Origin of the sequence: Streptomyces sp. NPDC001933, from assembly GCF_042890955.1 — a bacterium.
In the GTDB taxonomy this organism is placed as follows: Bacteria; Actinomycetota; Actinomycetes; order Streptomycetales; family Streptomycetaceae; genus Streptomyces.
Genome location: NZ_JBIASS010000001.1, coordinates 599,828 through 624,679, shown reverse-complemented (window position 1 = coordinate 624,679; position 24,852 = coordinate 599,828). Strand labels below are relative to the sequence as shown.

Below are 24,852 nucleotides of genomic sequence, written 5' to 3'. Positions count from 1 at the left end.
TACCAGGACCAACTGCCTCTCGCGGGCGACAGGAACGACAGGACGGTGCCCCAGTGCGCTTCTCGCAGGACTTCGCCCCACCGGGCCGGGCCGACCGGCGGCCGGGGCGCCGGCGGGCTGCCGGGACCCGTGGACCGCTCGGCATCCTGACCGCCGCCCTCGCGCTGGCCCTCGCCCTGACGGGCTGCGGCGGCGGTACGGACGCGAAGGCTCCCACCACCGCCGCCAAGGCCACCGCCGACCGGATCGAGCCCCTCACCACCGCGCCGGATCCGCAACTGCCCGTCACGGTCAAGTCGGCGGACGGCGCCGAGGTCACCATCGCCTCGACGGACCGGATCGTTCCGCTGACCGGCGGGCTGAGCGAGATCGTCTTCACGCTCGGCCTCGGCAAGCAGGTCGTCGCCCGCGACATCACCGCCACCTTCGAACAGGCCGCGGAACTCCCGGTGGTGACCCGGGCCCATGACGTCTCGGCGGAGAGCGTGCTGTCGCTGAAGCCGACCGTCGTGCTCGCCGAGACCACGACCGGCCCGGCGGAGGCCATCGACCAGATCCGGGACGCCGGCATTCCGCTCGTCGTGGTCGCACCCGCCAAGCAGCTCTCCGATGTCGGCCGCCGGATCGACACCGTGGCCGCGGCCCTGGGTGTGCCGGATTCGGGCACCGAACTGAAGTCGCGCACCCAGTCGCGCATCGACGCCGTACAGAAGTCCGTGCCCGCCCCGGCGGACGGGGAGACGAAGCCCCGGGTCGCCTTCCTCTATCTGCGCGGCTCGGCCTCCGTGTATCTGCTGGGCGGCCGGGAGTCCGGGGCGAGTTCGCTGCTCGAAGCGGCGGGCGCCGTCGACGCGGGCAAGGCGTCCGGGCTGAAGAAGGACTTCACCGCCATCACCAGCGAGGCCCTCGCCAAGGCCGCCCCGGACGCCATCCTGGTGATGTCCAAGGGGCTCGAATCGGTGGGCGGCGTCGACGGGCTCGTGAAGATCCCGGGCGTCGCCGAGACCCCGGCCGGGATGGACCGGCGGATCATCTCCATCGACGACGGCGTGCTGCTGAACTACGGCCCGCGCACGGACCGGGTGCTGAGCGAACTGATCGCACAGCTCTACCCGAAGGACGGGGCGGACAAGTGACCACCTCCTCCCCGGAACGGCCCCGGACCGACACCACGGCCACCGCCACTGCCACCACCACCGGAAAGCCCCGGCGCTCCCCGTCCTTCGCGCTGACCGCCGGGCTGCTCGCCGCCCTCCTGGTGTGCTGCCTGCTCTCCGCCGGGCTCGGCGCGTACAGCATCCCGCTCGGCGACGTCCTCGGCTCCGTCCAGCACCGGCTCGGCCTCGGCGGGGCGGCACTGGACCGGGTCGGCGAGAGCGTGCTGTGGAACGTACGGCTGCCCAGGGTCGTCCTCGCCCTGCTGGTCGGGGCGTCGCTGGGCTGCGCGGGCGCCCTGATGCAGGGGGTGTTCGGCAATCCGCTCGCCGAGCCCGGAGTGATCGGGATCTCCTCCGGCGCCGCGGTCGGCGCGGTCGCCTCGATCGCGCTCGGTCTGAACTTCTTCGGCAACTGGACCGTCACCGTCTGCGCGTTCGCCGCCGGGCTCGCGACGGTGCTGCTGGTGTACGCGCTGTCCCGGTCGGGCGGCCGGACCGAGGTGGTGACGCTGATCCTCACCGGGATCGCGGTGAACGCCTTCGCGGGCGCGCTGATCGGGCTGTTCATCTTCTTCGCCGACAACGCGCAGGTCTCCCAGATCACCTTCTGGCAGCTGGGCTCGCTGGCCCAGGCGACCTGGCCCAAGGTGCTCGCCGTGCTGCCGTGCGCGGTGCTCGGGCTGCTCGTCGCACCGTTCCACGCCCGGAAGCTGGACCTGCTCGCGCTCGGTGAGCGGCCCGCCCGCCATCTGGGCGTCGATGTGGAACGGCTCCGGATCGTGCTCGTGCTCGTCGTGGCGCTGCTGACCGCCGCCGCGGTGGCGGTCGCCGGGATCATCTCGTTCGTGGGGCTGCTGGTGCCGCATCTGCTGCGGATGGCGAACGGCCCCGGCCATCGCTTCCTGATCCCCGGCAGTGCGCTCGGCGGCGCCCTGGTCCTGGTGGTGGGCGATCTCGCGGCCCGTACCGTCGCCGACCCCGCCGAGCTGCCGCTCGGCGTGCTGACCGCGCTCTTCGGCAGCCCGTTCTTCTTCTGGCTGCTGCGCAGGACCCGTCGCAAGCAAGGTGGTTGGGCATGAAGTCTCTGAGGAATCCCTTCCGGGTACGCGTACGGCGCCTGCTGCCCGCTCCCCTCTCCCCCGGCTCCCCCGTCGCCGAGGCGCGCGGGCTGCGGGTGCGGCTGGGGCAGCGGCCGGTGCTCGACTCCATCGACCTGACCGCCCGCGCGGGCGAGGTGCTGGCGCTCGTGGGGCCCAACGGGGCGGGCAAGTCGACCCTGTTGGCGGCGCTGGCCGCAGATCTGCCCGCCGAGCAGGGCGAGGTACGGATCGACGGGCGTCCGGTCACCGACTGGTCGCCCGCCGAACTGGCGCTGCGCCGGGCCGTGCTGCCCCAGTCCGCCTCGCTGTCGTTCCCGTTCCCGGTGGCGGACGTCGTACGGATGGGGCGGGCGCCGTGGGCCGGTACGGAGCGGGCCGACGAGGACGATCCCGCCGTCGCCTCGGCGATGGCGGCGACCGAGGTCACCGAGTTCGCCGAGCGCCCCTTCTCCGCCCTGTCCGGCGGCGAGCGGGCCCGGGTCGCGCTGGCCCGGGTGCTGGCGCAGCGCGCCCCGCTGCTGCTGCTCGACGAGCCGACGGCCGCGCTCGACCTGCGCCACCAGGAACTGGTGCTGCGGATCTGCCGGGAGCGGGCCGCCGCCGGGGACGCGGTCGTCGTCGTGCTGCACGATCTGGGGCTCGCGGCGGCGTACGCGGACCGGGCGGCCGTGCTGCACGGCGGACGGATCGCGGTGGTGGGGCCGCCCGCCGGGGTGTTCACGGGCGAACTGCTCGGCGAGGTCTACCGGCAGCCGGTCGAGGTGTTCCCGCATCCGCGGACCGGGGCACCCCTCGTCGTACCGACAAGAGGCTCTTGACCGTTGCTTGACCTTTCCGTGGGACGCCCATGAGCGGTCCGTGATCAGCCCGTTCCCGAGTCCGCGGGATGAGAGCTGAATCACGGCACGGGTGGGTATCGCTCAGGTAAGCCTCGGTTAAGTTAGGTCCGCCTCACCTGGCTTTGTCCTGTTCTTCTCCCGCTTCTCCTTCGTCCTCATGTGGAGCCCGTATGCGAGCCGTTCGTTTCTCCGTCGTCACCGCTGCCGCCACCGTGGCCGCTCTGACCGCCGTCACGGGCTGCGCACAGAAGAGCGACGGCAAGGGTGACGGCGCCGTCCAGGTCGTCGCGAAGGACGACTCCTGCGAGGTGTCGAAGAAGAAGCTCCCGGCCGGTCACATCGAACTGGCCGTGGAGAACAAGGGATCCAAGGTCACCGAGGTCTACGTCCTGTTCCCGGACGACCGCATCGTCGCCGAGCGCGAGAACATCGGCCCCGGCACCAAGGCCAACATCACGGCCGAGATCAAGGCCGGTTCGTACGAGATCGCCTGCAAGCCCGGCATGAAGGGCCACGGCATCCGGCAGAAGCTGGAGATCACCGGCGCCTCCGCGGCCAAGCGCAGCCCCGAGATGGACAAGGCCGTCGCGGAGTACCGCACCTACGTCCAGGCCCAGGCCGACGAGACGCTGCCGAAGGCCAAGAAGTTCACGGACGCCGTCGCCGCCGGTGACATCGAGGCCGCCAAGAAGGCGTACGCCGACTCCCGGCTCGGCTGGGAGCGCACCGAACCGGTCGCCGAGTCCTTCGGCGACATCGACCCGAAGGTCGACATCCGCGAGGACGGCCTGGAGGACGGCCAGAAGTGGACCGGCTGGCACCGCCTGGAGAAGGCGCTGTGGCAGGACAAGAAGCTGGGCGCCGAGGAGAAGGCCCTCGCCCCCGTCCTCTACAAGGACCTGCTCGACTGGCAGAAGCGGGTCGGCACCGCGGACATCACCCCGACCTCGATGGCCAACGGCGCCAAGGAGCTCCTGGACGAGGTCGCCACCGGCAAGGTCACCGGTGAGGAGGAGCGTTACAGCCACACCGACCTGGTCGACTTCAAGGGCAATGTCGAGGGCGCCGAGAAGTCCTACGAGCTGCTGAAGCCGATCGCCTCGAAGAACGACGCCGCTCTGACCACCACCCTGGACAAGCGGTTCGCGGAGCTCAACACGCTGCTGGACAAGTACCGCGAGGACAAGGGCTCCTACGAGTTCACCTCGTACGAGAAGGTCTCCAAGGCGGACCGCAAGGAACTGTCGGACGCGGTCAACGCGCTGGCCGAGCCGCTGTCCCGGCTCGCCGCCGCGGTGACGAAGTAACGAGCGGAGGGCTCCGGGTCATGTCCGATCAGACACAGGCCGCCGAAACCCCGGCGGGAACCGCCGGCCCCGCCCCGTCCCGCCGGGCACTGCTCGGCTGGGGCGGCGCGGGTCTCGCGCTCGGCGCCGTCGCGGCCGGTGGCGCGGTCGCCGCGGTGCGTCCGGGCAGCGACGCGGTGCCCGCCGCGGACAGTGGTGCGGCGGTGCCGTTCCACGGTGCGCACCAGGCCGGTATCGCCACCGCCGTACAGGACCGGCTGCACTTCGCCGCGTTCGACGTGACGACGAAGGACCGTGCCGAACTGATCGCGCTGCTCAAGGAGTGGACGCGGGCGGCGGAGCGGATGACGGCCGGTCACGCGGTCGGCGACGGGGCGTACGGCGGTCTCGCCGAGGCCCCGCCGGACGACACGGGCGAGGCGCTGGGGCTCAAGCCGTCCCGGCTCACCCTCACCATCGGCTTCGGGCCCTCGCTCTTCGCCAAGGGCCGGTTCGGCCTGGAGGACAAGCGGCCCGAGGCGCTCGTCGACCTGCCGAAGTTCCCCGGCGACAACCTCGACGCGGCGCGCAGCGGCGGCGACCTCTGCGTCCAGGCGTGTGCGGACGACCCGCAGGTCGCCGTGCACGCCATCCGCAACCTCGCCAGGATCGGCATGGGCCGCACCGCGATCCGCTGGTCCCAGCTGGGCTTCGGCAAGACGTCGTCGACGACGCCGGACGCCCAGACCCCGCGGAACATGTTCGGCTTCAAGGACGGCACCCGGAACATCTCCGGCACCGACACCGCCGCCCTGGACAAGCACGTGTGGGTGGGCGGGAAAGACGACGCGGGCTGGATGGCCGGGGGGTCGTACCTGGTGGCCCGGCGCATCCGGATGCACATCGAGACCTGGGACCGTACCTCGCTCCAGGAGCAGGAGGACGTCTTCGGCCGCGACAAGGGCGAGGGAGCTGCGGTCGGCAAGTCCAAGGAGCACGACGAGCCGTTCCTGAAGGCGATGCTGCCGACCGCGCACGTACGCCTCGCCCACCCGGACAGCAACGACGGTGCGACGATCCTGCGCCGCGGCTACTCGTTCACCGACGGTACGGACGGCCTCGGCCGGCTCGACGCCGGGCTGTTCTTCATCGCCTACCAGCGCGATGTCCGCAAGGCGTTCATTCCGTTGCAGCGGCGCCTCGCGGCGCACGACGCACTCAACGAGTACATCCAGCACGTGGGTTCGGCGCACTTCGCCGTCCCGCCGGGCGTCCGTGACAAGGACGACTGGTGGGGCCGGGCGCTGTTCTCGTAACGGGACTCGAAGCAGAAAAGGAGAACCGAGACGTGTTCAGCAACTTCCTGATCGGCCTGCGTGAGGGCCTTGAGGCCAGCCTGGTCGTCTGCATCCTCATCGCGTATCTGGTGAAGACCGGCAACAAGGACAAGCTGGTGCCGATCTGGACCGGCGTCGGGATCGCGATCGTCGTCAGCCTGGCGTTCGGCGCCGGGCTCGAATTCGGTTCGCAGGAGATGACGTTCAAGGCCCAGGAGGCGCTGGGCGGTTCGCTGTCGATCGTCTCCGTCGGCCTGGTCACCTGGATGGTCTTCTGGATGCGGCGCACCGCGCGGCACCTGAAGACGGAGCTGCACGGCAAGCTCGACGCGGCGCTCGCGATGGGGACCGGCGCGCTGGTCGCCACGGCGCTCCTCGCGGTGGGCCGGGAGGGTCTGGAGACCTCGCTGTTCGTGTGGCGTGCGGTGCACGCGGCGGACGACGGCTGGCACCCGATGATCGGCGCGCTCCTCGGGATCGCGGCCGCCGTCGTGCTGGGCTGGCTGTTCTACCGCGGCGCGCTGAGAATCAACCTGTCGAAGTTCTTCACCTGGACCGGCGGCATGCTGGTGATCGTCGCCGCGGGCGTGCTCGCGTACGGCGTCCACGACCTCCAGGAAGCGGAGTTCATCGGCGGGCTCCACAACCGGGCGTTCGACATCAGCGCCACGATCCCGCCGGACAGCTGGTACGGCACGCTGCTGAAGGGCACGTTCAACTTCCAGCCCGACCCGACCGTTCTCCAGATCACGGTGTGGGCGCTGTATTTGATCCCCACCCTCGCGCTGTTCCTCGCCCCGGTAGGGTTCGGACGGTCAGGAGGGGCCCTCTCGCGAGGGGCGACGGATCAGAAGGCGCGGAAAGCAACGGATGAGAAGCCTGAGGCCGATTCGGCTGGCGACGGGGCTCGCGACGGCGACGGTGCTGTCGATGACGGCGAGCGGTTGCGTGACGGTGCACGGCGAGCTGGCAGTGGTACCGGCGGCAACCAGGTCTGAGGCCGCTCAGGCCCTGAAGGCCTTCACCTCCGCGTACAACGCGGCGGACAAGGCCTACGACCCGGCCCTGGACGCGGACCGGGTCACCGGTCCGCTCGGTGCGATCAACCAGGCCGGGCTGAAGGCGCGGCAGAAGAACCATCCGGACGGCAACCCGAACCATTCGCCGCTGGAGCTGACCGACGCCGACTACCTCATCCCCAAGAAGGCCGGCTGGCCGCGGTGGTTCCTCGCGGACACCGACTCCAACCGCGACCAGGACGGCGGGAAGCTGGACACCCGCTGGCTGGTCGTCTTCGTCAAGTCCGGGCCCGGCGCCGGGTGGAAGGCGTCCTACCTGTCGGTCGTCACCCCTTCCCGGCTGCCCGCCCTCGCGAAGGACGACGACGGCCGGGCCAGGCCGGTGGCCGCGGACAGCAGCGGTCTGGCCGTGGCGCCGAAGGACCTGAGCACCCAGTACACCCAGTACCTGCAGAAGGGCGCCCCGGACGTCTTCGCCCCCGGCTCCGCCACCTCGGGCTGGCGGGAGGCGCGCCGGACCACCCGGCGGGCGGGCTTCTCGTACCAGTACATCGACCAGCCGCTGGACAGCGGTACGTACGGCCCGCTCGCCCTGGAGACGGACGACGGCGGGGCGCTGGTCTTCTTCAGCAGCAAGCACTTCGAGCGGCAGACCGCGGCGAAGGGGCTGCGTCCGCCGCTCAACGCCGACGTGGAGGCGCTGCTGACCGGTGAGGTGAAGTCCACCCTCACCAAGGAGCGGGTCTCCAGCCAGCTGGTGTACGTCCCGAAGAAGGGCTCGACGAAGGACGGCGGCAAGGTCGTCCTGCTGAACAGGCTGCCGGGCCTGACGGCGGCGAAGGGCTCGTGACGGAACCGGGGCCGCCCGCGGGCGGCCCCGGTCCTCCGCGGGACGGTGTCCTGCGGACAATGCCTAACGGCTCAGCGGCCAGGCCACCGAGTCGTGGTCGAGATCGCTCTGGTCCGCCGCGTCCGCGTACTGCGCGCACGCGTCGGTGAGCGTCTCCAGCAGGGTCAGCGGGTCGGGCAGCGGGTTCTCCGGCCCGCGCAGCCACTGCACGTCCAGCTCGCCGGGGAGCAGGGCCGGCGGCAGGAGCACGTAGCTGCCCCGGCAGTGCCACCGCAGCCCCGGATGTTCGTCCATGGTCTCGGGATGGCAGTCGAGCTCGCACGGCCACCATTCGTCCTCGTCCTCGGGCGTACCCCGGGTGGCGGTGAAGAAGAGCATCCGGTCGTCGCCGGAGCGGGCGACGGGGCCGACGTCGATGCCGGCGGCGAGAAGGCGTTCCAGTGCCTGGGTGCCCGCGGACAGCGGCACGTCGAGCACGTCGTGGATCATGCCGGTCGCGGTGATGAAGTTGGCCTGCGGCTGGCTGCGGGCCCAGCGCTCGATCTGGGCCCGGTCGGTGGTGGACTGCGTCTGCCAGGCGAAGGAGATCGGGTGCCGGGCGGGGGTGGGACAGCCGATGCGTTCGCACGAACATCGGTATCCGACCGGATGGGCGGCGGGCGCGATCGGCATTCCGGCCTCGGCGACGGCCAGGAGCAGCGCCTCCCGGGCGGTGTCGTCGACCGCGCTCTGCTGCGGTTTGGGTCGGCGTCGCAGCCATTGGGAAAATTTGCTCTCTGAGCCGCGATAACGGCCGAAATCGGCGCCCATCTATCCCCTTACCTTTGCGTTGCCCCTGCCCATGGTCCCATCATCCTGCGCCCCGGGTGGCCGGACTCCCGAAGCGGGGTACGGGCGACGATGCCGTGAGCTGGGGACTATGCCACTTCTTGTCGTGAAATGACGGGTGCGTCTCAGGGCACCGGCCCGCACATCGGGCGTCGGTGCACCGGCCCGCGCACCGCGTGGCCGGCGGCGGCGCCGAACCACCCGATCGGATCACTGTGCGCGGGGCCCTGGAGAGCGGACCATGGGCTCACGCACACACCCGTGCGATGCCCCCCGGCAGGCAACCCCTGCCTTTTCGTGAGGAGCCTCCGTTGCCTCGTGAAGCCCGTGAAGCCACAGCCCGCCGCTACCTGATGTGCGCGCCCACGCATTTCAGGGTGACGTACTCCATCAATCCCTGGATGGACCCCAGCAAGCCCGTGGATCTCCCCCTGGCCCAGACCCAGTGGGAGGACCTGCGCGACCGGTACCGCGCCCTCGGGCACACCGTGGAGCTGCTCGCCCCCCGCCCCGAGCTGCCCGACATGGTGTTCGCCGCCAACGGCGCCACCGTCATCGACGGCCGGGTGCTGGGCGCCCGCTTCGCGTACCGGGAGCGGTACGAGGAGGCCGGGGCCCACCGCGAGTGGTTCCGGGCCAACGGCTTCACCGAGATCCATGAGCCGGACCACGTCAACGAGGGCGAGGGCGACTTCGCGGTCACCGCGTCGTACGTGCTGGCCGGGCGGGGCTTCCGGTCCAGTCCGCTCTCGCACGGCGAGGCGCAGGAGTTCTTCGGGCGCCCGGTGATCGGGCTCGATCTGGTCGACCCGCGCTACTACCACCTGGACACGGCCCTTTCCGTGCTCGACGACGCGGGCGACGAGATCATGTACTACCCGGGGGCGTTCGCGCCGGGCAGCCGGTCGGTGCTGGCCCGGCTCTTCCCCGACGCGCTGATCGCCGAGGAGGCGGACGCGGCGGCGCTCGGGCTGAACGCGGTGAGCGACGGGCTCCATGTGCTGCTGCCGCAGGCCGCGACGGGGCTCTTCGATCCGCTGCGGGCGCGGGGCTTCGAACCGGTGCCGATGGACCTGGGCGAGCTGCTCAAGGGCGGCGGCAGCGTGAAGTGCTGCACGCAGGAGCTGCGGGGGTAGGGCCTGGGCGGCCGTCAGCCGTCCTCCCCGGGGGGCGGCCACTCGTCGCCCCACGCGATGTCCCGGGCGGCCCGGTACAGCTCGCCGTGCCGCTTGGTGACCGTGGCACGCCGCAGCGCCTCGTCGCGGGTGCACAGGTCCAGCAGCACCTGCCCCTTGCGGATCTGCGGCTTGCGGGTGACCCGCGCCGCCACGGGCTGTGTCCGGAAGCGGGTCGCCACCACGTAGCTGAACTTCTCGTCCTCGTACGGCAGCGAGCCGCCCTTGACCCGGCGGTGCAGCGAGGAGCGGCTGACCCGGGCCGAGAAGTGACACCAGTCCGTGCCCGGCTCGATCGGGCAGGCCGCGCTGTGCGGGCAGGGCGCGGCGACCGTCAGCCCGGCGGCGATCAGCCGGTCGCGGGCCTCGATGATCCGGGCGTAGCCGTCGGGGGTGCCCGGTTCGACGACCACGACCGCCTGCGCCGCCGCGGCGGCAGTGTCCACGAGGGCGGCGCGGACGTCCGCGGTCAGCTCGTTGAGTACGTAGGAGACGGTGACCAGGTCCGTGGGGGCGAGTTCGAGGCCCGCGCCGATCCGGGCCCGGCGCCACTCGGCGGCGCGCAGGGCGGGGATGCCGGAGAGCTCCGCCAGTTCACGGCCGAGGGCGAGTGCGGGCTCGGCCCAGTCCAGCACGGTGGTGCGCGGCTCCTCCCCCTCCCAGGCCCCTGCCACGGCCCAGCTCGCCGCTCCGGTGCCGCCGCCGACGTCGGTGTGCGTGACGGGCGCCCAGTCCGGGGCGGCCTCCCGGAGCGCGTCGAGGGCGGACCGTACCGCTTCGAAGGTGGCGGGCATCCGGTACGCGGCGTACGCGGCGACGTCGGAGCGGTCGCGGAGCACCGGCGCGTCGGTCGGGGTGGTCCCGCGGTAGTTGGCGATGAGCCGTTCGACGGCCTGGGCGGCCTGCTTGGGCGGCAGTCCGTCGAGCAGTCCGGCGAGCGTCGCGCGCAGGACTTCCGCGGAGGGGAGGGTGGCGTTCACCGACGAATTGTAGGCAAAGCCGACGGACCCGCCTCCGCCCCGGTATCCGCGCCGAACTGCACGGTAACCGAACTGCCGCGATGCCCACGCAAGTTGCTACGCTGACCGCCGCGAGGTCGGGATTGCCCATCGAGGGGAACCATGAGACAGAAGATCGTGCGCCTGGTTCTGGTCGGCGGAGTGCTCGTGCTGGCCATGCTTCTTCTGCTCGCCACCTGCGGCAGCGGTGAGAAGGAAACGGACGAGCCGGAGAAGCAGGCCAAGAAGAAGAGTCCGGCCGAGGTGACACAGCTCACCGTCCCCTCCGCGTACGCGCCCGAGCGCGGCTGGGAGCTCATCGGGACCTCGCCCGACTACGCGATCTCCCGGACCACGGGCCGCCTCGCCTACCTGGTACGGGAGTCGGAGACCAAGTACCAGCTGCGGACCATCGACTCCAAGACGGGGCAGACCGGCTGGCACGGCGAGAGCTGGCGGCCCCCGTCGCCGCACCAGTTCCCGAAGCTCCTGGCGGTGACCGTCGACGACCACGAGTACTTCGTGACCTGGGCGTACGGAAAGGTCGGCGAGAACGCGCTGACCCCGGCCGACACGATCGTCTCGCTGGACGTCTACGACGTGGAGGACGGCTCCCGGCGGCGCGTCGAGGTGCCGTGGAACTCGGTCCCGACGGTCTCCACCACCGGCCCCGGCATCCTCATCAGCGACGGCCGGACGAACAGCGCGGTGGTCGACCCGGTGACCGGCCGGGTGTCCAAGGTCACGGCGTCCGCGCTCAAGTACCCGAAGGGCTGCAAGACCTGCAAGCAGCTCACCGAGGTGCGCGGGCTGACGCAGAAGGGCCTGCTGGTCAGCGGGTCGAAGGAATTCTGGGTGCAGGGCGGCTGGTTCAGCCGCAATGTCGCCCCCAAGGGCACGGACAAGTTCAGCGGGATGCCGACGTCGGTGGTCCCGGGCCTGATCCTGGCGAAGTGGCAGCTGGACAAGAAGGCGAAGCGCGCCGCCACCCACGACATGTGGGTGGTGCACGACGTGGAGACGGGCAAGCCGCTGGCCTCGGTGGAGTGCAGCAAGCCCGCGATAAAGCCGGGCCAGTACCCGCAGCTCGTCGCCGCGCCCTCGGGTTCCTACCTGGTGGCCGGGCCGCTCGCCTTCGACCTGGCCACGAAGCGGGGGTTCTGCTTCGAGGGCGCGGACGGCACGAAGCCGCTGACCCTGGCCTCGGTGAACGACGAGGGCACCGCGTACGGCGCGGCGAGCGCGCGCAACGCGGCCGACGTCCTGGCCGGCGGCGGTGCCCCGGTCGCGGTCGCCGTCCGCAGCGGTTCGACGGGCGCCCTGCCCTCGAACGTGCGCGTCCCGGGCATGGAGACCGCGGACGGCGTCGGACTGTTCCGCTGGACGGACGAGAAGGACCGCCCGCACCTGATCGGGTACCCGAGGTCTTCGTAACGGCGTGGGGTGCCGGGGCGGAAACTCGTTCGCCCCGGCTCGAACCCCGCTGTTACAAGTGGGACATGGGAATCTGGACCGACGCCTTCATCGCGCCCCCGAAACCCGTTCTCCTGCGGCCGGAGGCGTTCGGCAGCCTCGCGGTCGAGCTGGCGCGCGAGCGTGTGGCCCGCACACCGTGGGCGCTCCTCGCGGGGAAGCTCTGCGTCAACGCCAGTCTCAACTGGGGCAGCGTCAGCGGGCAGGCCCGCTGGGACCGGCCCCCCGTCGGCACATTGCTGCGGACCGAGGAGTACCCGGCGGCGGTGCCGGACGACGACCCGCCGCCCTGGGGCCCCTCGCACGAGGAGGCCCGGCTGCTCGCGTCCGGGGACGCGATCCTCGATGTGCTGCCGGCGCTGCGGGCCGCCCCGTACGGCGCCGAGGACATCGCCGTCGTCTTCGACTGCATGGACTTCGGCAACCGGGCGGTCAGGGACCACCTCTGGTTCGAGGACCACCGCACGATGCTGGTCTGCTTCGCCCTGGCACGTCCGCAGCACCGGCCACTGTCCGCCAATCACTGCGGCAGTCCCGGCGGGCCCACTCATCCGGTGCGGACCTGTGTGGTCCACACCTTCAAGCACTCGATGGAGGAGGGACCGGTACCGGCACTCGCCTCCGTCGCCTCGCGCTGCTTCGGGCCGGACATGATCAGCGGCGAGACCTGGGGCTGAACCACGCCACGGCCCCGCCGCCCGCGTCACGGCATGCACATCACAGCGTGCGCGTCACGCCGCCCGCCGCCAGGGCCGGCACAGCCCCAGGAAGCAGGCCATCGCGCCCACCGCGCACACCAGCTGCACGACGGCCATCGGTACGGCCGTGTCCTCGCCCGCGATCCCGACGAGCGGCGAGGCGATGGCGCCGATCAGGAAGGACGAGGTGCCGAGCAGCGCGGAGGCGGAGCCGGCCGCGTGCTTCGTACGCATCAGCGCCTGCGCGTTCGTGTTCGGCATCGCCATCCCCATCGCCGACATCAGCACGAACAGCCCGGCGGCGACCGGGAACAGGCCCACCTCTCCGAAGACCCCGGTCGTCATCAGCAGCAGTGCGGCCGCGGCGAGCGTGATGACCGAGAGCCCGAAGGTGAGCGCCTTGTCCAGGCTGACCCGGCCGACCAGGATCTTGCCGTTGATCTGGCCCACGACGATCATGCCGACCGAGTTGATGCCGAAGAGCAGGCTGAACGTCTGCGGCGAGGCGCCGTAGATCTCCTGCATGACGAACGGCGATGCGCTCACGTACGAGAAGAGGGCGGCGAAGGCGAGGCTGCCCGCGATCATGTAGCCGGTGAAGACCCGGTCGGCGAGCAGTCCGCGCATGGTGCGCAGCGCGTCGCCGAGGCCGCCGGTGTGCCGGTCCTGCGGCGGCAGGGTCTCGCCCAGCCACTTCCAGACGACGAGGGTGAGCACCAGGCCGACGACGGTGAGGACGGCGAAGATCCCGCGCCAGTCGGTGAACCGCAGCACCTGGCCGCCGATCAGCGGGGCGACGATCGGCGCGACGCCGGAGATGAGCATCAGGGTGGAGAAGAACCTGGCCATCTCCACGCCGTCGTACATGTCGCGCACCACGGCACGGGCGATGACGATGCCCGCCGCACCGGCCAGGCCCTGGAGCAGGCGGAAGCCGATGAGGAGCCCGGTGGTGGGCGCGAAGACGCAGAGCGCGGTGGCGACGACGTAGATCATCATGCCGATGAGCAGCGGCCTGCGCCTCCCCCACCGGTCGCTCAGCGGGCCGACGACGACCTGTCCGAGCGCCAGGCCGGTCAGGCAGGCGGTGAGGGTGAGCTGGACGGTGGCGGCGGGCGCGTGCAGGGAGTCGGTGACCGCGGGCAGGGCGGGGAGGTACATGTCCATGGAGAGCGGCGGAACCGCGGTGAGGCCGCCGAGGACGAGGGTGACGAGAAGTCCGGTGCGCCTGGCCGCTTCGGCAGCGGCCGGCTTTCCGGGGGTCGTGCCGGTGGCTCCGGGCTCTGTGGCCCCGGTTCCGGCGGTCGATATGTGTGTGCGTTCCTGCTGGGCCCGGCTTGCGCCGCTCTCCGGCATTTCCATCTCCATGTCGTTGAATCCGCATCTATGCTCTCAGCTCAGCCGGACTGGTCGAGACCTCTTGGGGAGCAGGCATGACAGGCATGAGCGGCACTGTGCGGTGGGGTGTGCTGGCGACCGGCGGTATCGCCACGACGTTCGCCGAGGATCTCCGGTCGATGCCGGACACGGAAGTGGTGGCCGTCGCGTCTCGGACGGATGCCTCGGCGCAGGCGTTCGCCGAGCGGTTCGGGATACCCCGGGCGTACGGCAGCTGGGCCGCGCTCGCCGCCGACGACGAGGTCGATGTGGTGTACGTCGCCACGCCGCACTCGGCGCACCGGGAGGCGGCGGCGCTCTGTCTGGAGGCCGGGAAGCACGTGCTGTGCGAGAAGGCGTTCACGCTCAACGCCCGGGAGGCGGACGAGCTGGTGAAGCTCGCCCGGGACCGGGGGCTCTTCCTGATGGAGGCCATGTGGACGTACTGCAACCCGGTCATCCGGCGCATGACGGAGCTGGTGCGGGACGGCGCCATCGGTGAGATCCGCACCGTGCAGGCCGACTTCGGGCTCGCGGGCCCGTTCGGGCCCGAGCACCGGCTGCGCGACCGTGCGCTGGGCGGCGGCGCGCTGCTGGACCTCGGGGTCTATCCGGTGTCGTTCGCGCAGCTGCTGCTGGGTGAGCCGGACCGGGTGCAGGCCGACGCGGTGCTCTCCCCCGAGGGCGTCGATCTGCACACCGCGATGCTGCTGGGCTGGTCGGAGGCGGGCGCCTCGGCGCTGCTGAACTGCTCGCTCGTCGCGGACACCCCGCAGACCGCGGCGGTCACGGGCACGAAGGGCCGGATCGAGTTCCCGCGCGGCTTCTTCTACCCGGAGCGGTTCGTACTGCACCGGCCGGGACACGAGCCCGAGGAGTTCACCGCCAAAACCGGAGCCGGAACCGCAGGGCTGCGCGGGATGCAGTTCGAGCAGGCCGAGGTGGTGCGGGCGCTGCGGGCGGGCGAGACGGAGTCGCCGCTGGTGCCGCTGGACGGGTCACTGGCCGTGATGCGGACGCTCGACGCGGTACGTGACCGCATCGGCGTCCGCTACGCGGCGGACGGCATCACGCAGGGGTGAGGCCCTGGTTGCCCACCTCGGTGACGAACGAGGCGGCCGTCGCGAGGGGCGCGCCGGGGGTGGTGACGGCGGACACCGTGCGGTAGTCGGCGCGCGCCTGCTCCCGGCCCAGTGTGACGACGGCGTACCCGCGGCGGCCGTTGAAGAACTTCATGTGCGGGTTGGCCTGCATCTGGTTGTTCCAGCTGCCGGGCTTGTCCGAGCCGTCCTTGCCGCTGCTGATGGAGGTGGCGACGATCTCCGTACCGAGGGTGCGGGAGGCGGGGTCGTCGAAGTCCTTCTTCAGGTCGAAGCCGTAGCCGACGTGCACATCGCCGGTCAGCACCATCAGGTTGTCGACCCCGGCGGCCTCGGCGCCCTTCAGGATGCGGGCCCTGGAGGCGGGGTAGCCGTCCCACGCGTCCATGGACAGCTTGAACGCGTCGGTGGGGACGTCGCGCCGCTGGGCGAAGGTGACCTGCTGCGGTACGACGTTCCAGGTGGCCCGCGAGGCGTGCCAGCCGTCGATCAGCCAGCGTTCCTGGGTGGCGCCGGTCATGGTGCGCGACGGGTCCTCGGACTCCGGTCCGGGCGTCTGCCAGCCGTCGCCGTACGCCTGGTCGCTGCGGTACTGGCGGGTGTCGAGGATGTCGAACTGGGCGAGCCGGCCGAACTGGAGGCGCCGGTAGAGCCTCATGTCGGGGCCGGTGGGGCGCTGCGGGGCGCGCAGCGGCTGGTTCTCCCAGTAGGCGCGGTACGCGGCGGCCCGGCGCAGCAGGAACTCCTCCGGCGGGACGTCGTTCTCGGGGGTCTCGCCCGCGTAGTTGTTCTCGGTCTCGTGGTCGTCCCAGGTGACGACGAAGGGGTGTGCGGCGTGGGCGGCGCGCAGATCGGGGTCGGACTTGTAGAGGCCGTACCGCAGCCGGTAGTCCTCCAGCGTGACCGTCTCCCGGTTGTAGTGGGCGGGGAGCCTGCGGTCGGTGTAGTTGCGGGCGCCGCCGGTCGCGTTGACGGCGTACTCGTAGAGGTAGTCGCCGAGGTGGAAGACGACGTCGACGTCCTCCTGGGCGAGGTGCTTGTACGCGGTGAAGTAGCCGTCGTGGTACGCCTGGCAGGAGACGGCGGCCAGGCTCAGCGAGCTGTTGCGGGCGCCGCGGGCGGGCGCGGTGCGGGTCCGGCCGACGGGGCTGGTCCACGTTCCGGTGCGGAAGCGGTAGTAGAAGACGCGGTCGGCTTCGAGGCCCTTGACCTCGACGTGGACGCTGTGGTCGAACTCCGGGTGGGCGGTGGCCGATCCGCGCCGCACGACGCGGGAGAACCGCTCGTCGCGGGCGAGTTCCCAGCGCACCTGCACCCGGGCCCGGGGCAGTCCGCTGCCGGGCTCGTAGGGGCGCGGCGCGAGTCTCGTCCACAGCAGGACCGAGTCGGGAAGCGGGTCGCCGGAGGCGACGCCGAGGGTGAACGGGTCGTCGCCGATCTTCTTCGCGTCCAGCTCGGCGGCGCTCGCGGTGCCCGCGGCGGGCAGGTTGACCGAGAAGGCGAGCGCGGCGGCCGCGCCGGTGACGGTGAGGAAACGGCGGCGCCCGAGCTGCCTGGCCGCGTCGCGCATCTCCTGCTGGTGCGATGAGTGTGTCATCTGTCCCTCCCCTGGCTGGTGATGTACTGCGGCAGTTCACCGGCCCAGCGCATCGGGCGGCTGTCGTGTTCGCGTCGTCCGGGCGTCGGGGGGATGAGGAGTGCGGCAGCAATGGGTCCCCGGGGACAAAGCGCGCATCCCATGCGCCTCCTCGGCCCCGTGCGACCCTGGGCGGCCTCGCGCACCCTCGGGGCGGCAGGGCGTACGCTGCGGCGTCATGAGCAACAAACTGTTGAATTCCGATCGGGAGTCCGGTCCGGAGTCCGGCCCGAGGACGGCGGTCGTGACGGGCGCGGGCTCCGGCATCGGCCGCGCGGTGGCGCTCGCCCTGACCGGAGCCGGCTGGTCGGTGGCGCTCGCGGGCCGGCGGCCCGGACCGCTCGCCGAGACGGCCGCGCTGGCCGGGGAGCACGCCCGGGTGATCACCGTCCCCGCCGACGTGTCCCGCCCCGAGGACGTGACCGCACTCTTCTCCTCGGCACGGGAGTGCTTCGGCCGCCTCGATCTGCTCTTCAACAACGCGGGTACGTTCGGCCCGCGTTCCGTCCCCGTGGAGGACCTCTCGGTGGCGGACTGGCGAGCGGTGGTGGACGTGAACGTGACGGGCGCGTTCCTGTGCGCGCAGGCGGCGTACCGGCTGATGAAGGAACAGGACCCGCAGGGCGGCCGGATCATCAACAACGGCTCGATCTCCGCCCACGCGCCGCGCCCGCACTCGGTCGCCTACACCACGACCAAGCACGCCATGACGGGGCTGACGAAGTCGCTTTCGCTGGACGGGCGTCCGTACCGGATCGCCTGCGGGCAGATCGACATCGGCAACGCGGCCACGGACATGACCGAGCAGATGCGGACCGGCATCCTCCAGGCCAACGGCGAACTCGCGGTCGAGCCGGTGATGGCGGCGGCGGACGTGGCCCGGACGGTCCTCCACATGGCGGAACTGCCCCTGGAGGCGAACATGCAGTTCGCGACGGTACTGGCGACGGCGATGCCGTACGTGGGGCGCGGCTGACGGGGCGGCCCCGACGAGCAGCCCACGAAGGGCAGTTGCTGCCCGAATGACCGCACCCCGGGCGTAATGAGCACCCGCGCCCCGGGGCGCCGCGCGCTGCCCTTATGCTGACACCCCTTCACCAGAACTCCACACAAGGAACACAGCATGCGCATACGCACCGTGGCTCCCCTCGCCCTGGCGGCCGCCACCGCCCTGGCCGGCTCGCTGCTCGTCTCCGCCCCCGCCTCGGCCGCCTCGCACCAGGGCGGGCTGCACCTCGGCAAGATCCAGTACGACAGCCCCGGCAAGGACACCCGCAGCAACTCGTCCCTCAACGCCGAGTGGGTGGACATCCACAACAACGGCAAGTCGAAGCTCCAGCTCAAGGGCTACAAGCTCAAGGACAACACCGGCTACACGTACACCTTCGGCAGCTACACCATCGGCGCGGGCAAGACCGTCAAGGTCCACACCGGCCGGGGCAAGAACGCGTCGGGCAACGTGTACTGGAACCGCGGTTCGTACGTGTGGAACAACACCGGTGACAAGGCCCGGCTGATCAAGCCGAACGGCAAGCTCCAGGACTCCTGCTCCTGGACGAAGTCCGGCAAGGGCACCAAGAACTGCCACTGAGCCGGGCGACCGCGGCCCGGGGCGCTCCTGCCCCGCTCCGGCCGACCGGTGGGAATGCCCCGGGCCGCGAAACGGTTGACCTATGGCATGAGCCGTCATCCGGATACCCAGGTCCTGCGCTACACCGCGTTCTCCGCCGACCCCGAGGGCGGCAATCCCGCCGGGGTGGTCCTCGACGCGTCCGGACTCGACGACGCCGCCATGCTGGCCGTCGCGGCGGAGCTGGGGTACAGCGAGTCGGCGTTCCTGACCGGGCGGGGAGAACCGGCCGACAACGAACCGAGCGAGGGCAACCGGGACAGTGGCGGACCGGACGGTGCCGGGGCGCCGGGCGCCCGGGAGTACACCATCCGCTACTTCAGCCCCAAGGCCGAGGTCCCGTTCTGCGGCCACGCCACCGTCGCGACGGCCCTCGCCCTGGCCGAGCGCGACGGCCCCGGCGACCTGGTGTTCAACACGCTCGCGGGCACGGTGCCGGTCACCGTCGCCCGGGAGGGCGCCGAGCTCCGCGCCACGCTCACCAGCGTCGAACCGGACGTCATGGACATCGCCCCCGACGACCTGGCCGAGGCGCTCGCCGCGCTGGACTGGCCGGCCGCCGATCTCGACCCGGCCCTGCCGCCCCGGATCGCCTTCGCGGGCGCCCGCCACCTGGTGCTGGCCGCTGCGACCCGTGAACGTCTCGCCGACCTCTCCTACGACTTCGCACGCCTCGAAGCGCTGATGCACCGGCTGGACCTGACGACCCTGCAACTGGTGTGGCGGGCCGCGCCGGACGTCTTCCACGTCCGCGACCCGTTCCCGGTCGGCGGCGTCGTCGAGGACCCCGCCACGGGCGCTGCGGCGGCCGCCTTCGGCGCCTATCTCCGCGACCGGGGCCTCGTTCCCGAAGCTGCCGTCCTCACCCTCCACCAGGGCGAGGACATGGGCCGCCCCGGCACGCTCACGGTCGAACTGCGGACGGACGACGCCCGGGTGCGGGTGAGCGGAACCGGAACCCGCATCGGGGGCTGACCGGTCCTGGCAGGCTGGGCACCATGGACCAGCAGAGCACCCACGCCCACGAGGACCACGACCGCGAGGACCGTGACCACGGCACCTGGCGGACGATCGACGAGCTGCACGGCTGGCTGGACGCGGAGACCGGCATCCCGCCCGAGCAGGATCTGCTGCTGAGGATGCTGAAGCTGTCGGAGGAGGTGGGCGAGGTCGCCCAGGCCGTCATCGGGGCGGCCGGCCAGAACCCGCGCAAGGGCGCGAGCCATTCCTGGCAGGACGTGGAGGCCGAGCTCTGCGACGTCATCGTGACGGCGATGGTGGCCCTGCGCACCCTCACCCCCGACGCGGCAGCCGTCTTCGACCGGCATGTGCGACGCGTCGCGGCACGCCCGCGCACCCCCCTCGCCCCGTCCCCGCAGACCCCCGGCACCGCATCCTGACCCAGGGTCACGGGGCATGGCGGGGCGGCAACAGGTGGCTGAACAACGGGCGACCAGCTCTTGGGGCTACGATCGCGGGCACCGGAGCGAGACCAGGAGTGCCGACCGTGTCCGAACCACGCATCGCCGTATCCGTCATCACCATGGGCGATCGCCCGCAGGAGGTCGAGGCCCTGCTGGCCTCGGTGGCCGGGCAGGACGTCCGTCCGCACCGGCTCGTCGTGGTGGGCAACGGATCGCCCCTCCCCGACTTCAGCACCCTTCCCGGCCTGTCCGATCTGTCCGGCGGGGTGACGACGATCGAGCTGCCCGAGAACCTGGGCTGCCCCGGGGGCCGCAATGTCGCCCTGCAGAGGCTGGCGGAGTTCGGCGACGTGGATGTCGTCATCGAGCTCGACGACGACGGGCTCCTGGTCGACAACGGGGTGTTCCGCAAGGTCCGGGAGCTGTTCGCCGCCGACCCGCGGCTCGGCATCGTCGGCTTCCGGATCGCCGACGAGCACGGCGAGACCCAGCGCCGCCACGTGCCCCGGCTGCGCGCCACCGACCCGATGCGGGGCGGACCGGTCACCGCGTTCCTGGGCGGCGGCCACGCCTTCTCCATGAAGATGCTCGCCCAGACCGGTCCCTGGCCCGCGGAGTTCTTCTTCACCCACGAGGAGACGGACCTGTCCTGGCGGGCGCTCGACGCGGGCTGGAAGATCCTCTACGAGCCCGATCTGCTGCTCCAGCACCCCAAGACCTCCCCGGCCAGGCACTCCGTCTACTACCGGATGACGGCCCGCAACCGGGTCTGGCTGGCCCGCCGGAACCTGCCCCTCCCCCTGGTCCCGGCCTACCTGGGCACCTGGACCCTCCTCACCGTGGCCCGCACCCGCTCGGCGACGGGTCTGCGCGCCTGGGCCGGCGGCTTCGCCGAGGGCGTCCGTACCCCGTGCGGGCGAAGGCAGCCGATGCGCTGGCGCACGGTGTGGCGGATGACGAAACTGGGACGGCCGCCGGTCATCTGATCCGCCGGTCCACGGCTGGATCATGACGCCCGGATCCGCGTCCCGGCCCATGGTCCGGCTCAGCAGCTCGGCATCATGGGCCGCTGCTCCGGTCCTCGTCGTACGGGAGGATCTGCCGCAGCAGGCCCCTGGGGTGGCCGCGTCTGCGCCATTCCCTCGGGTATCCGACGGAGACCTCTTCGAAGCGCACCCCGTCGTACCAGGTCGTACGGGGTATGTGCAGATGGCCGTAGACCACCGCCGCCACGTCGAACCGCCGGTGCCAGTCGGCGGTGAGCCGGGTGCCGCACCACTGGGCGAACTCGGGGTACCGCAGGACGTCCGTCGGTTCGCGCACCAGCGGCCAGTGGCCGGCGAGGACCAGCGGGATCCTCGGATCGTGTGCGGCCAGCCGCCTCTCCGTCTCCGCCACCCGATCCCGGCACCAGGCGTCACGGCTCGGGTACGGGTCCGGGTGCAGCAGGAACTCGTCGGTGCACACCACCCCCGTCCGGTACGCGTAGGCCAGGGACTCCTCCTTGGTCGCCGTGCCCGGCGCCCGGAAGCTGTAGTCGTACAGCACGAACACCGGCGCGACGGCCACCGGCCCGTCCGGCCCGGACCACAGCGGGTACGGATCCTCCGGGGTGACCACCCCGAGGCTCCGGCAGAACCCGACCAGGTGCTCGTACCGCTCCTGGCCCCGCAGCCGGACCGGATCGCTCTCGGGCGTCCACAACTCATGGTTCCCCGGGGTCCAGATCACCCGCTTGAACCGGCCCGCGAGCAGCCGCAACGCCCACTCCACGTCCGCCATGCGCTCCGCCACGTCACCGGCGACGATGAGCCAGTCGTCGTCCGAACCGGGCCGCAGGGACTCGGCGAGGGGGCGATTGTCCGCCATACCCACGTGCAGGTCGCTCACCGCCAGCAGAGAACCGCGGCTTCCATCGGTGCGATCGGACATGCAGAACCCTCCCACGCAGTGACTGAACGAATAGTGCCCCACCGCGGACCGACCCGGCCGGTGGCGGCCGGAACCGGGCTGCCGGAACTGGCGACCGGAACGAGCCGAGAGATGATGGAGACGTCCGTGGACGCGGCGCGGGACCGTCGGCAGGGCAGGGCCGGGAGAGGGAGCTGAGTACGAGGTGGACGGCATGACCCTCCCGGGCGCCCCCGGGCACAACGGGCTCCCGTTCGCGGACGGCGCGGCCGGGGCCCTGCTCGACGGGGACGGACTGATCATCGGCTGGACACCCGCGGCGGAGGAGCTGTTCTCGCTCCCCGCCGACCAGGCCTGCGGCCGTTCCGCCATGGAGCTGCTCGCGGATCCGGACGGCTGGCCCGAACCTCCCGGCGATTACCGGACGAGCTCCTGGTACGGCGAGACCACGGTGCGTACCGGCCGGGGCGAGGAGCTGGGCATCGCCTACCAGGTGCTCCCGCTGACGGGCGACGGCGCCGGGACGTCCGCGGGCACGGCCCGGTTCTTCGTGCTGTGGGCGCCCGCCGGGACGGTCGCCCAGTGGCAGCAGGACCAGGCGTTCACCCGGGAGCTCTTCCTGCAGGACCGGCTGGGTCTCGCCGTGTTCGACCTGGAACTGCGGCTGGTCAGGACCAACACCCATCTGCTGCCGTACACCGGCCTCCCGCCGGATCTGCGCAACCATCGGCTGGGGGACTTCCTGGAGGCGCCGAGCGCGGCGGCGATCGAGCGGCGGCTGCGCGAGGTGCTGCGGACCGGCCGCCCGCTGATCCTGGCGGAGGAGACCGTACGGACCATCGAGGATCCCGGCGGCGGGGTGGTGATGGCCGTCTCGGCGTTCCGGCTCCAGGCGCCGGACGGGCAGGTCTTCGGCGTCACCGCGCTGTTCACGGACATCACCGAGCAGCGCCGCTCCGACGAGCGCCTGGCGATCCTGCACCGCGCCACCGCCGCCGTCGGCGGATCGCTGTCCGTCACCGGCACCGGCGAGGAGCTGGCCGCCGTGCTGGCGCCCGGCCTTGCCGACCTCGCCGTGGTGGAGATCGCCCGAGCGGTGTTCACGGGCGAGGAGCCGGCTCCCGGCAAGGACGGGACGGTGCCGCTCAGGCTGACCGCGGCGGCCGGGGAACGGGCCGGGGAGGTGGCGACCGGCACCGTGGTCCCGGCCGATGCCCGCTGTGCCCCGGCCGTCGGTGACTCCCCCGTGTCGATGACCGCCCCGCTGCGGGCCCGGGGCAGCTTCCTCGGCCGGGTGACCGTACGGCGCGGCCCCGACCGGCCCGCCTACACGTCGGCCGACCTGGACCTCCTGTGCGAGATCGCCGCCCGCGCGGCCCTCGCCCTGGACAACGCCCGCCGCTACACCCGGGAACACCGGGCCGCCATCGGCCTGCAGCGCAGCCTGCTGCCGCCCGCGCAGGCCGAGACCGTCGCCGTGACCACCTCCGGCTTCTACCTGCCGGCCGACACCGCCAGAGGCGTCGGCGGCGACTGGTTCGACGTGATCCCGCTGTCCTCCGCCCGGGTCGCCCTGGTCGCCGGGGATGTGATCGGCCACGGTCTTGGGGCCACCGCCACCATGGGGCGGCTCCGTACCGCCGTCCGCACCCTCGCCGATCTCGATCTGGAGCCGGACGAGCTGATGGTGCACCTCGACGACCTGGTCTCCCAGCTCCGCGACGAGCCCAGACAGCCGGACGGGCTGGACGAGCTGGACGAGCTGGACGGACTGGACGAGCCGGATGGACGGGACGGGCCGGACGGACGGGCCGGGCCAGACGGGCTGGGTGAAGCCTTCGGATCAGGCGGATCGGGTGGATCAGGCGTATCGGGCGCGCCCGGCCGGTACGACGGACCCGATCGGCCCAGCCCGGTCACCCCACCGGACGCAAGCGGGTCGCACAGCGGTCTTCTCCGGGCCGACCCGGTCGGCGCCACCTGCCTGTACGCCGTCTACGACCCGGTGTCACGGCGCTGCGCGATGGTCTCCGCCGGACATCCCCCGCCCGCCGTCGTGGCCCCGGACGGGACCGTCTCGTACGTGCCCCTCAACCCCGGGCCGCCGCTGGGCGTCAACGGTCTGCCCTTCGAGGTGACCGAGGTGGAACTGGCGCCCGGCAGCCTGCTCGCGCTCTACACCGACGGGCTGATCGAGGGCCGCGACAGCGACCTCGACGAGGGCATGGCCGAACTGAGCCGCCGGCTGGCCCGCCCCGGCGCCGCCACCGCACCGTTGCGCGAACTCGGCCAGGAGATCATCTCCGCCCGGCCCGCACACCAACTCGCCGACGACGTGACCCTGCTGCTCGCCCGCACCCATGCGGTGCCGCCCGGCAACACGTCCGCCTGGCCCGTGGCCACCGACCCGGCCGCCGTCGCCCAGGTCCGGCAGGACGCGGCGCAGCAGCTGCGCGAGTGGGGGCTGGAGGAGCTCGTCTTCACCACCGAGCTGGTGCTGAGCGAGCTGGTCACCAACGCCATCCGGCACGCCGGTGGCCCGGTCGAGGTGCGGCTGATCCGTGCGGGGCAGCTGACCTGCGAGGTCTCCGACCCCAGCGCCACGCAGCCCCGCATGCGCCGGGCCCTGCTCACGGACGAGGGCGGCCGCGGCCTGTATCTGGTCGCGCAGCTCACCACGCGCTGGGGCAGCCGCTACACCCGGCGCGGCAAGACGATCTGGGCCGAGCAGCCGATCCCGGACGCCGTGGACGCCCTGGACACCCTGGACGCCGAAACCATCTGACCGGCCCGTCACCTCCGTACCGGCCGAACCGGCCGAACCGGCCGCACGCCCGAACCGGCCGAGCCAGCCGCATGCCCGAACCGGCGGCACACCCGAACCGGCCGATCCGCTTCCCGCCACGCCGATCCGCTTCCCGTCGCGTCGGCCCGCCTCCGCCGCCTCCGTACCGGCTCTCTGAACTCCCGTACCCCTGAAGCCGGTTACCGGTATCCGACGTCCGGCCCACCCG

22 protein-coding genes are annotated in these 24,852 nt (G+C 71.9%); 17 read left to right on the top strand and 5 right to left on the bottom strand.

What is annotated here, in order from left to right:
* Positions 1-53 precede the first annotated feature (53 nt).
* The 7 genes from ACFYY7_RS02750 (at position 54) to ACFYY7_RS02720 (ending at position 7,588) form a co-directional block, all read left to right on the top strand.
* Positions 54-1,136, top strand: a complete 1,083-nt coding sequence (locus ACFYY7_RS02750; RefSeq protein WP_388656133.1) for a hemin ABC transporter substrate-binding protein — start codon at positions 54-56, stop codon at positions 1,134-1,136.
* On the top strand, positions 1,133-2,236 hold the full coding sequence (locus tag ACFYY7_RS02745; RefSeq protein WP_388656130.1) for a FecCD family ABC transporter permease: 1,104 nt from the start codon (positions 1,133-1,135) through the stop codon (positions 2,234-2,236). The genes ACFYY7_RS02750 and ACFYY7_RS02745 overlap by 4 nt, the downstream gene beginning before the upstream one ends.
* A complete protein-coding gene (locus ACFYY7_RS02740) occupies positions 2,233-3,075 on the top strand; it encodes a heme ABC transporter ATP-binding protein (protein ID WP_388656128.1) in 843 nt (280 codons plus the stop codon). Before ACFYY7_RS02745 ends, ACFYY7_RS02740 begins: the two co-directional genes overlap by 4 nt.
* Before the next feature lie 191 nt (positions 3,076-3,266).
* Positions 3,267-4,403 carry an iron uptake system protein EfeO gene (efeO, locus tag ACFYY7_RS02735; RefSeq protein WP_383768613.1) on the top strand — a complete coding sequence of 379 codons (1,137 nt, stop codon included), beginning with the start codon at positions 3,267-3,269 and terminating at the stop codon, positions 4,401-4,403.
* A gap of 20 nt (positions 4,404-4,423) precedes the next feature.
* Complete coding sequence (gene efeB, locus ACFYY7_RS02730) at positions 4,424-5,698, top strand: iron uptake transporter deferrochelatase/peroxidase subunit (RefSeq protein ID WP_388656123.1); 1,275 nt, start codon at positions 4,424-4,426, stop codon at positions 5,696-5,698.
* 32 nt (positions 5,699-5,730) lie between these two features.
* Entirely contained in the window at positions 5,731-6,717 is a 987-nt protein-coding gene (gene efeU / locus ACFYY7_RS02725; RefSeq protein ID WP_388656120.1) for an iron uptake transporter permease EfeU, read from the top strand.
* Positions 6,650-7,588, top strand: a complete 939-nt coding sequence (locus ACFYY7_RS02720) for a hypothetical protein (protein WP_388656117.1) — start codon at positions 6,650-6,652, stop codon at positions 7,586-7,588. Before efeU ends, ACFYY7_RS02720 begins: the two co-directional genes overlap by 68 nt.
* A 63-nt stretch (positions 7,589-7,651) precedes the next feature.
* Here the strand turns inward: ACFYY7_RS02720 and ACFYY7_RS02715 are convergent, their stop codons facing one another.
* A complete protein-coding gene (locus ACFYY7_RS02715; RefSeq protein WP_388656114.1) occupies positions 7,652-8,398 on the bottom strand; it encodes a bifunctional DNA primase/polymerase in 747 nt (248 codons plus the stop codon).
* 284 nt (positions 8,399-8,682) lie between these two features.
* Between ACFYY7_RS02715 and ddaH the strand changes: the two genes are divergently transcribed.
* Complete coding sequence (gene ddaH, locus ACFYY7_RS02710) at positions 8,683-9,552, top strand: dimethylargininase (RefSeq protein WP_388656112.1); 870 nt, start codon at positions 8,683-8,685, stop codon at positions 9,550-9,552.
* A 14-nt stretch (positions 9,553-9,566) separates the two neighbouring features.
* Here ddaH and ACFYY7_RS02705 read toward each other — a convergent pair whose 3' ends face one another.
* Positions 9,567-10,571 (bottom strand): small ribosomal subunit Rsm22 family protein, encoded by a 1,005-nt coding sequence (locus ACFYY7_RS02705; protein ID WP_388656110.1) that lies wholly within the window; start codon positions 10,569-10,571, stop codon positions 9,567-9,569.
* 141 nt (positions 10,572-10,712) lie between these two features.
* Between ACFYY7_RS02705 and ACFYY7_RS02700 the strand changes: the two genes are divergently transcribed.
* A complete protein-coding gene (locus tag ACFYY7_RS02700; RefSeq protein WP_388656107.1) occupies positions 10,713-12,023 on the top strand; it encodes a hypothetical protein in 1,311 nt (436 codons plus the stop codon).
* 65 nt (positions 12,024-12,088) lie between these two features.
* Positions 12,089-12,739, top strand: coding sequence for a hypothetical protein (locus ACFYY7_RS02695; protein WP_388656104.1), 651 nt, complete (start codon positions 12,089-12,091; stop codon positions 12,737-12,739).
* Positions 12,740-12,793: 54 nt separating this feature from the next.
* Here the strand turns inward: ACFYY7_RS02695 and ACFYY7_RS02690 are convergent, their stop codons facing one another.
* Entirely contained in the window at positions 12,794-14,116 is a 1,323-nt protein-coding gene (locus ACFYY7_RS02690) for a multidrug effflux MFS transporter (protein ID WP_388656101.1), read from the bottom strand.
* 86 nt (positions 14,117-14,202) lie between these two features.
* Here ACFYY7_RS02690 and ACFYY7_RS02685 point away from each other — a divergent pair, with 86 nt between their 5' ends.
* On the top strand, positions 14,203-15,219 hold the full coding sequence (locus ACFYY7_RS02685) for a Gfo/Idh/MocA family protein (protein WP_388657097.1): 1,017 nt from the start codon (positions 14,203-14,205) through the stop codon (positions 15,217-15,219).
* On the opposite strand, the gene ACFYY7_RS02680 is transcribed toward ACFYY7_RS02685, so the two are convergent.
* A complete protein-coding gene (locus tag ACFYY7_RS02680) occupies positions 15,206-16,834 on the bottom strand; it encodes an alkaline phosphatase D family protein (protein ID WP_388656098.1) in 1,629 nt (542 codons plus the stop codon). The two genes, ACFYY7_RS02685 and ACFYY7_RS02680, sit on opposite strands and share 14 nt — an antisense overlap.
* Positions 16,835-17,051: 217 nt before the next feature.
* Here ACFYY7_RS02680 and ACFYY7_RS02675 point away from each other — a divergent pair, with 217 nt between their 5' ends.
* The 5 genes from ACFYY7_RS02675 (at position 17,052) to ACFYY7_RS02655 (ending at position 20,913) form a co-directional block, all read left to right on the top strand.
* Positions 17,052-17,849, top strand: a complete 798-nt coding sequence (locus tag ACFYY7_RS02675; protein ID WP_388656095.1) for an SDR family oxidoreductase — start codon at positions 17,052-17,054, stop codon at positions 17,847-17,849.
* 147 nt (positions 17,850-17,996) lie between these two features.
* Entirely contained in the window at positions 17,997-18,464 is a 468-nt protein-coding gene (locus ACFYY7_RS02670; protein ID WP_388656092.1) for a lamin tail domain-containing protein, read from the top strand.
* An 87-nt stretch (positions 18,465-18,551) separates the two neighbouring features.
* The gene (locus tag ACFYY7_RS02665) at positions 18,552-19,478 is read left to right on the top strand and encodes a PhzF family phenazine biosynthesis protein (protein WP_388656090.1); all 927 of its coding nucleotides are present in this window, start codon (positions 18,552-18,554) and stop codon (positions 19,476-19,478) included.
* Between the two features lie 23 nt (positions 19,479-19,501).
* Complete coding sequence (locus ACFYY7_RS02660) at positions 19,502-19,903, top strand: MazG-like family protein (protein WP_388656088.1); 402 nt, start codon at positions 19,502-19,504, stop codon at positions 19,901-19,903.
* A gap of 107 nt (positions 19,904-20,010) precedes the next feature.
* A complete protein-coding gene (locus tag ACFYY7_RS02655; RefSeq protein ID WP_388656085.1) occupies positions 20,011-20,913 on the top strand; it encodes a glycosyltransferase family 2 protein in 903 nt (300 codons plus the stop codon).
* A gap of 73 nt (positions 20,914-20,986) precedes the next feature.
* Here the strand turns inward: ACFYY7_RS02655 and ACFYY7_RS02650 are convergent, their stop codons facing one another.
* Positions 20,987-21,859, bottom strand: a complete 873-nt coding sequence (locus tag ACFYY7_RS02650; RefSeq protein ID WP_388656082.1) for a metallophosphoesterase family protein — start codon at positions 21,857-21,859, stop codon at positions 20,987-20,989.
* A gap of 193 nt (positions 21,860-22,052) precedes the next feature.
* Here ACFYY7_RS02650 and ACFYY7_RS02645 point away from each other — a divergent pair, with 193 nt between their 5' ends.
* Positions 22,053-24,623 (top strand): SpoIIE family protein phosphatase, encoded by a 2,571-nt coding sequence (locus tag ACFYY7_RS02645; RefSeq protein ID WP_388656079.1) that lies wholly within the window; start codon positions 22,053-22,055, stop codon positions 24,621-24,623.
* The last annotated feature ends 229 nt before the right edge of the window (positions 24,624-24,852 follow it).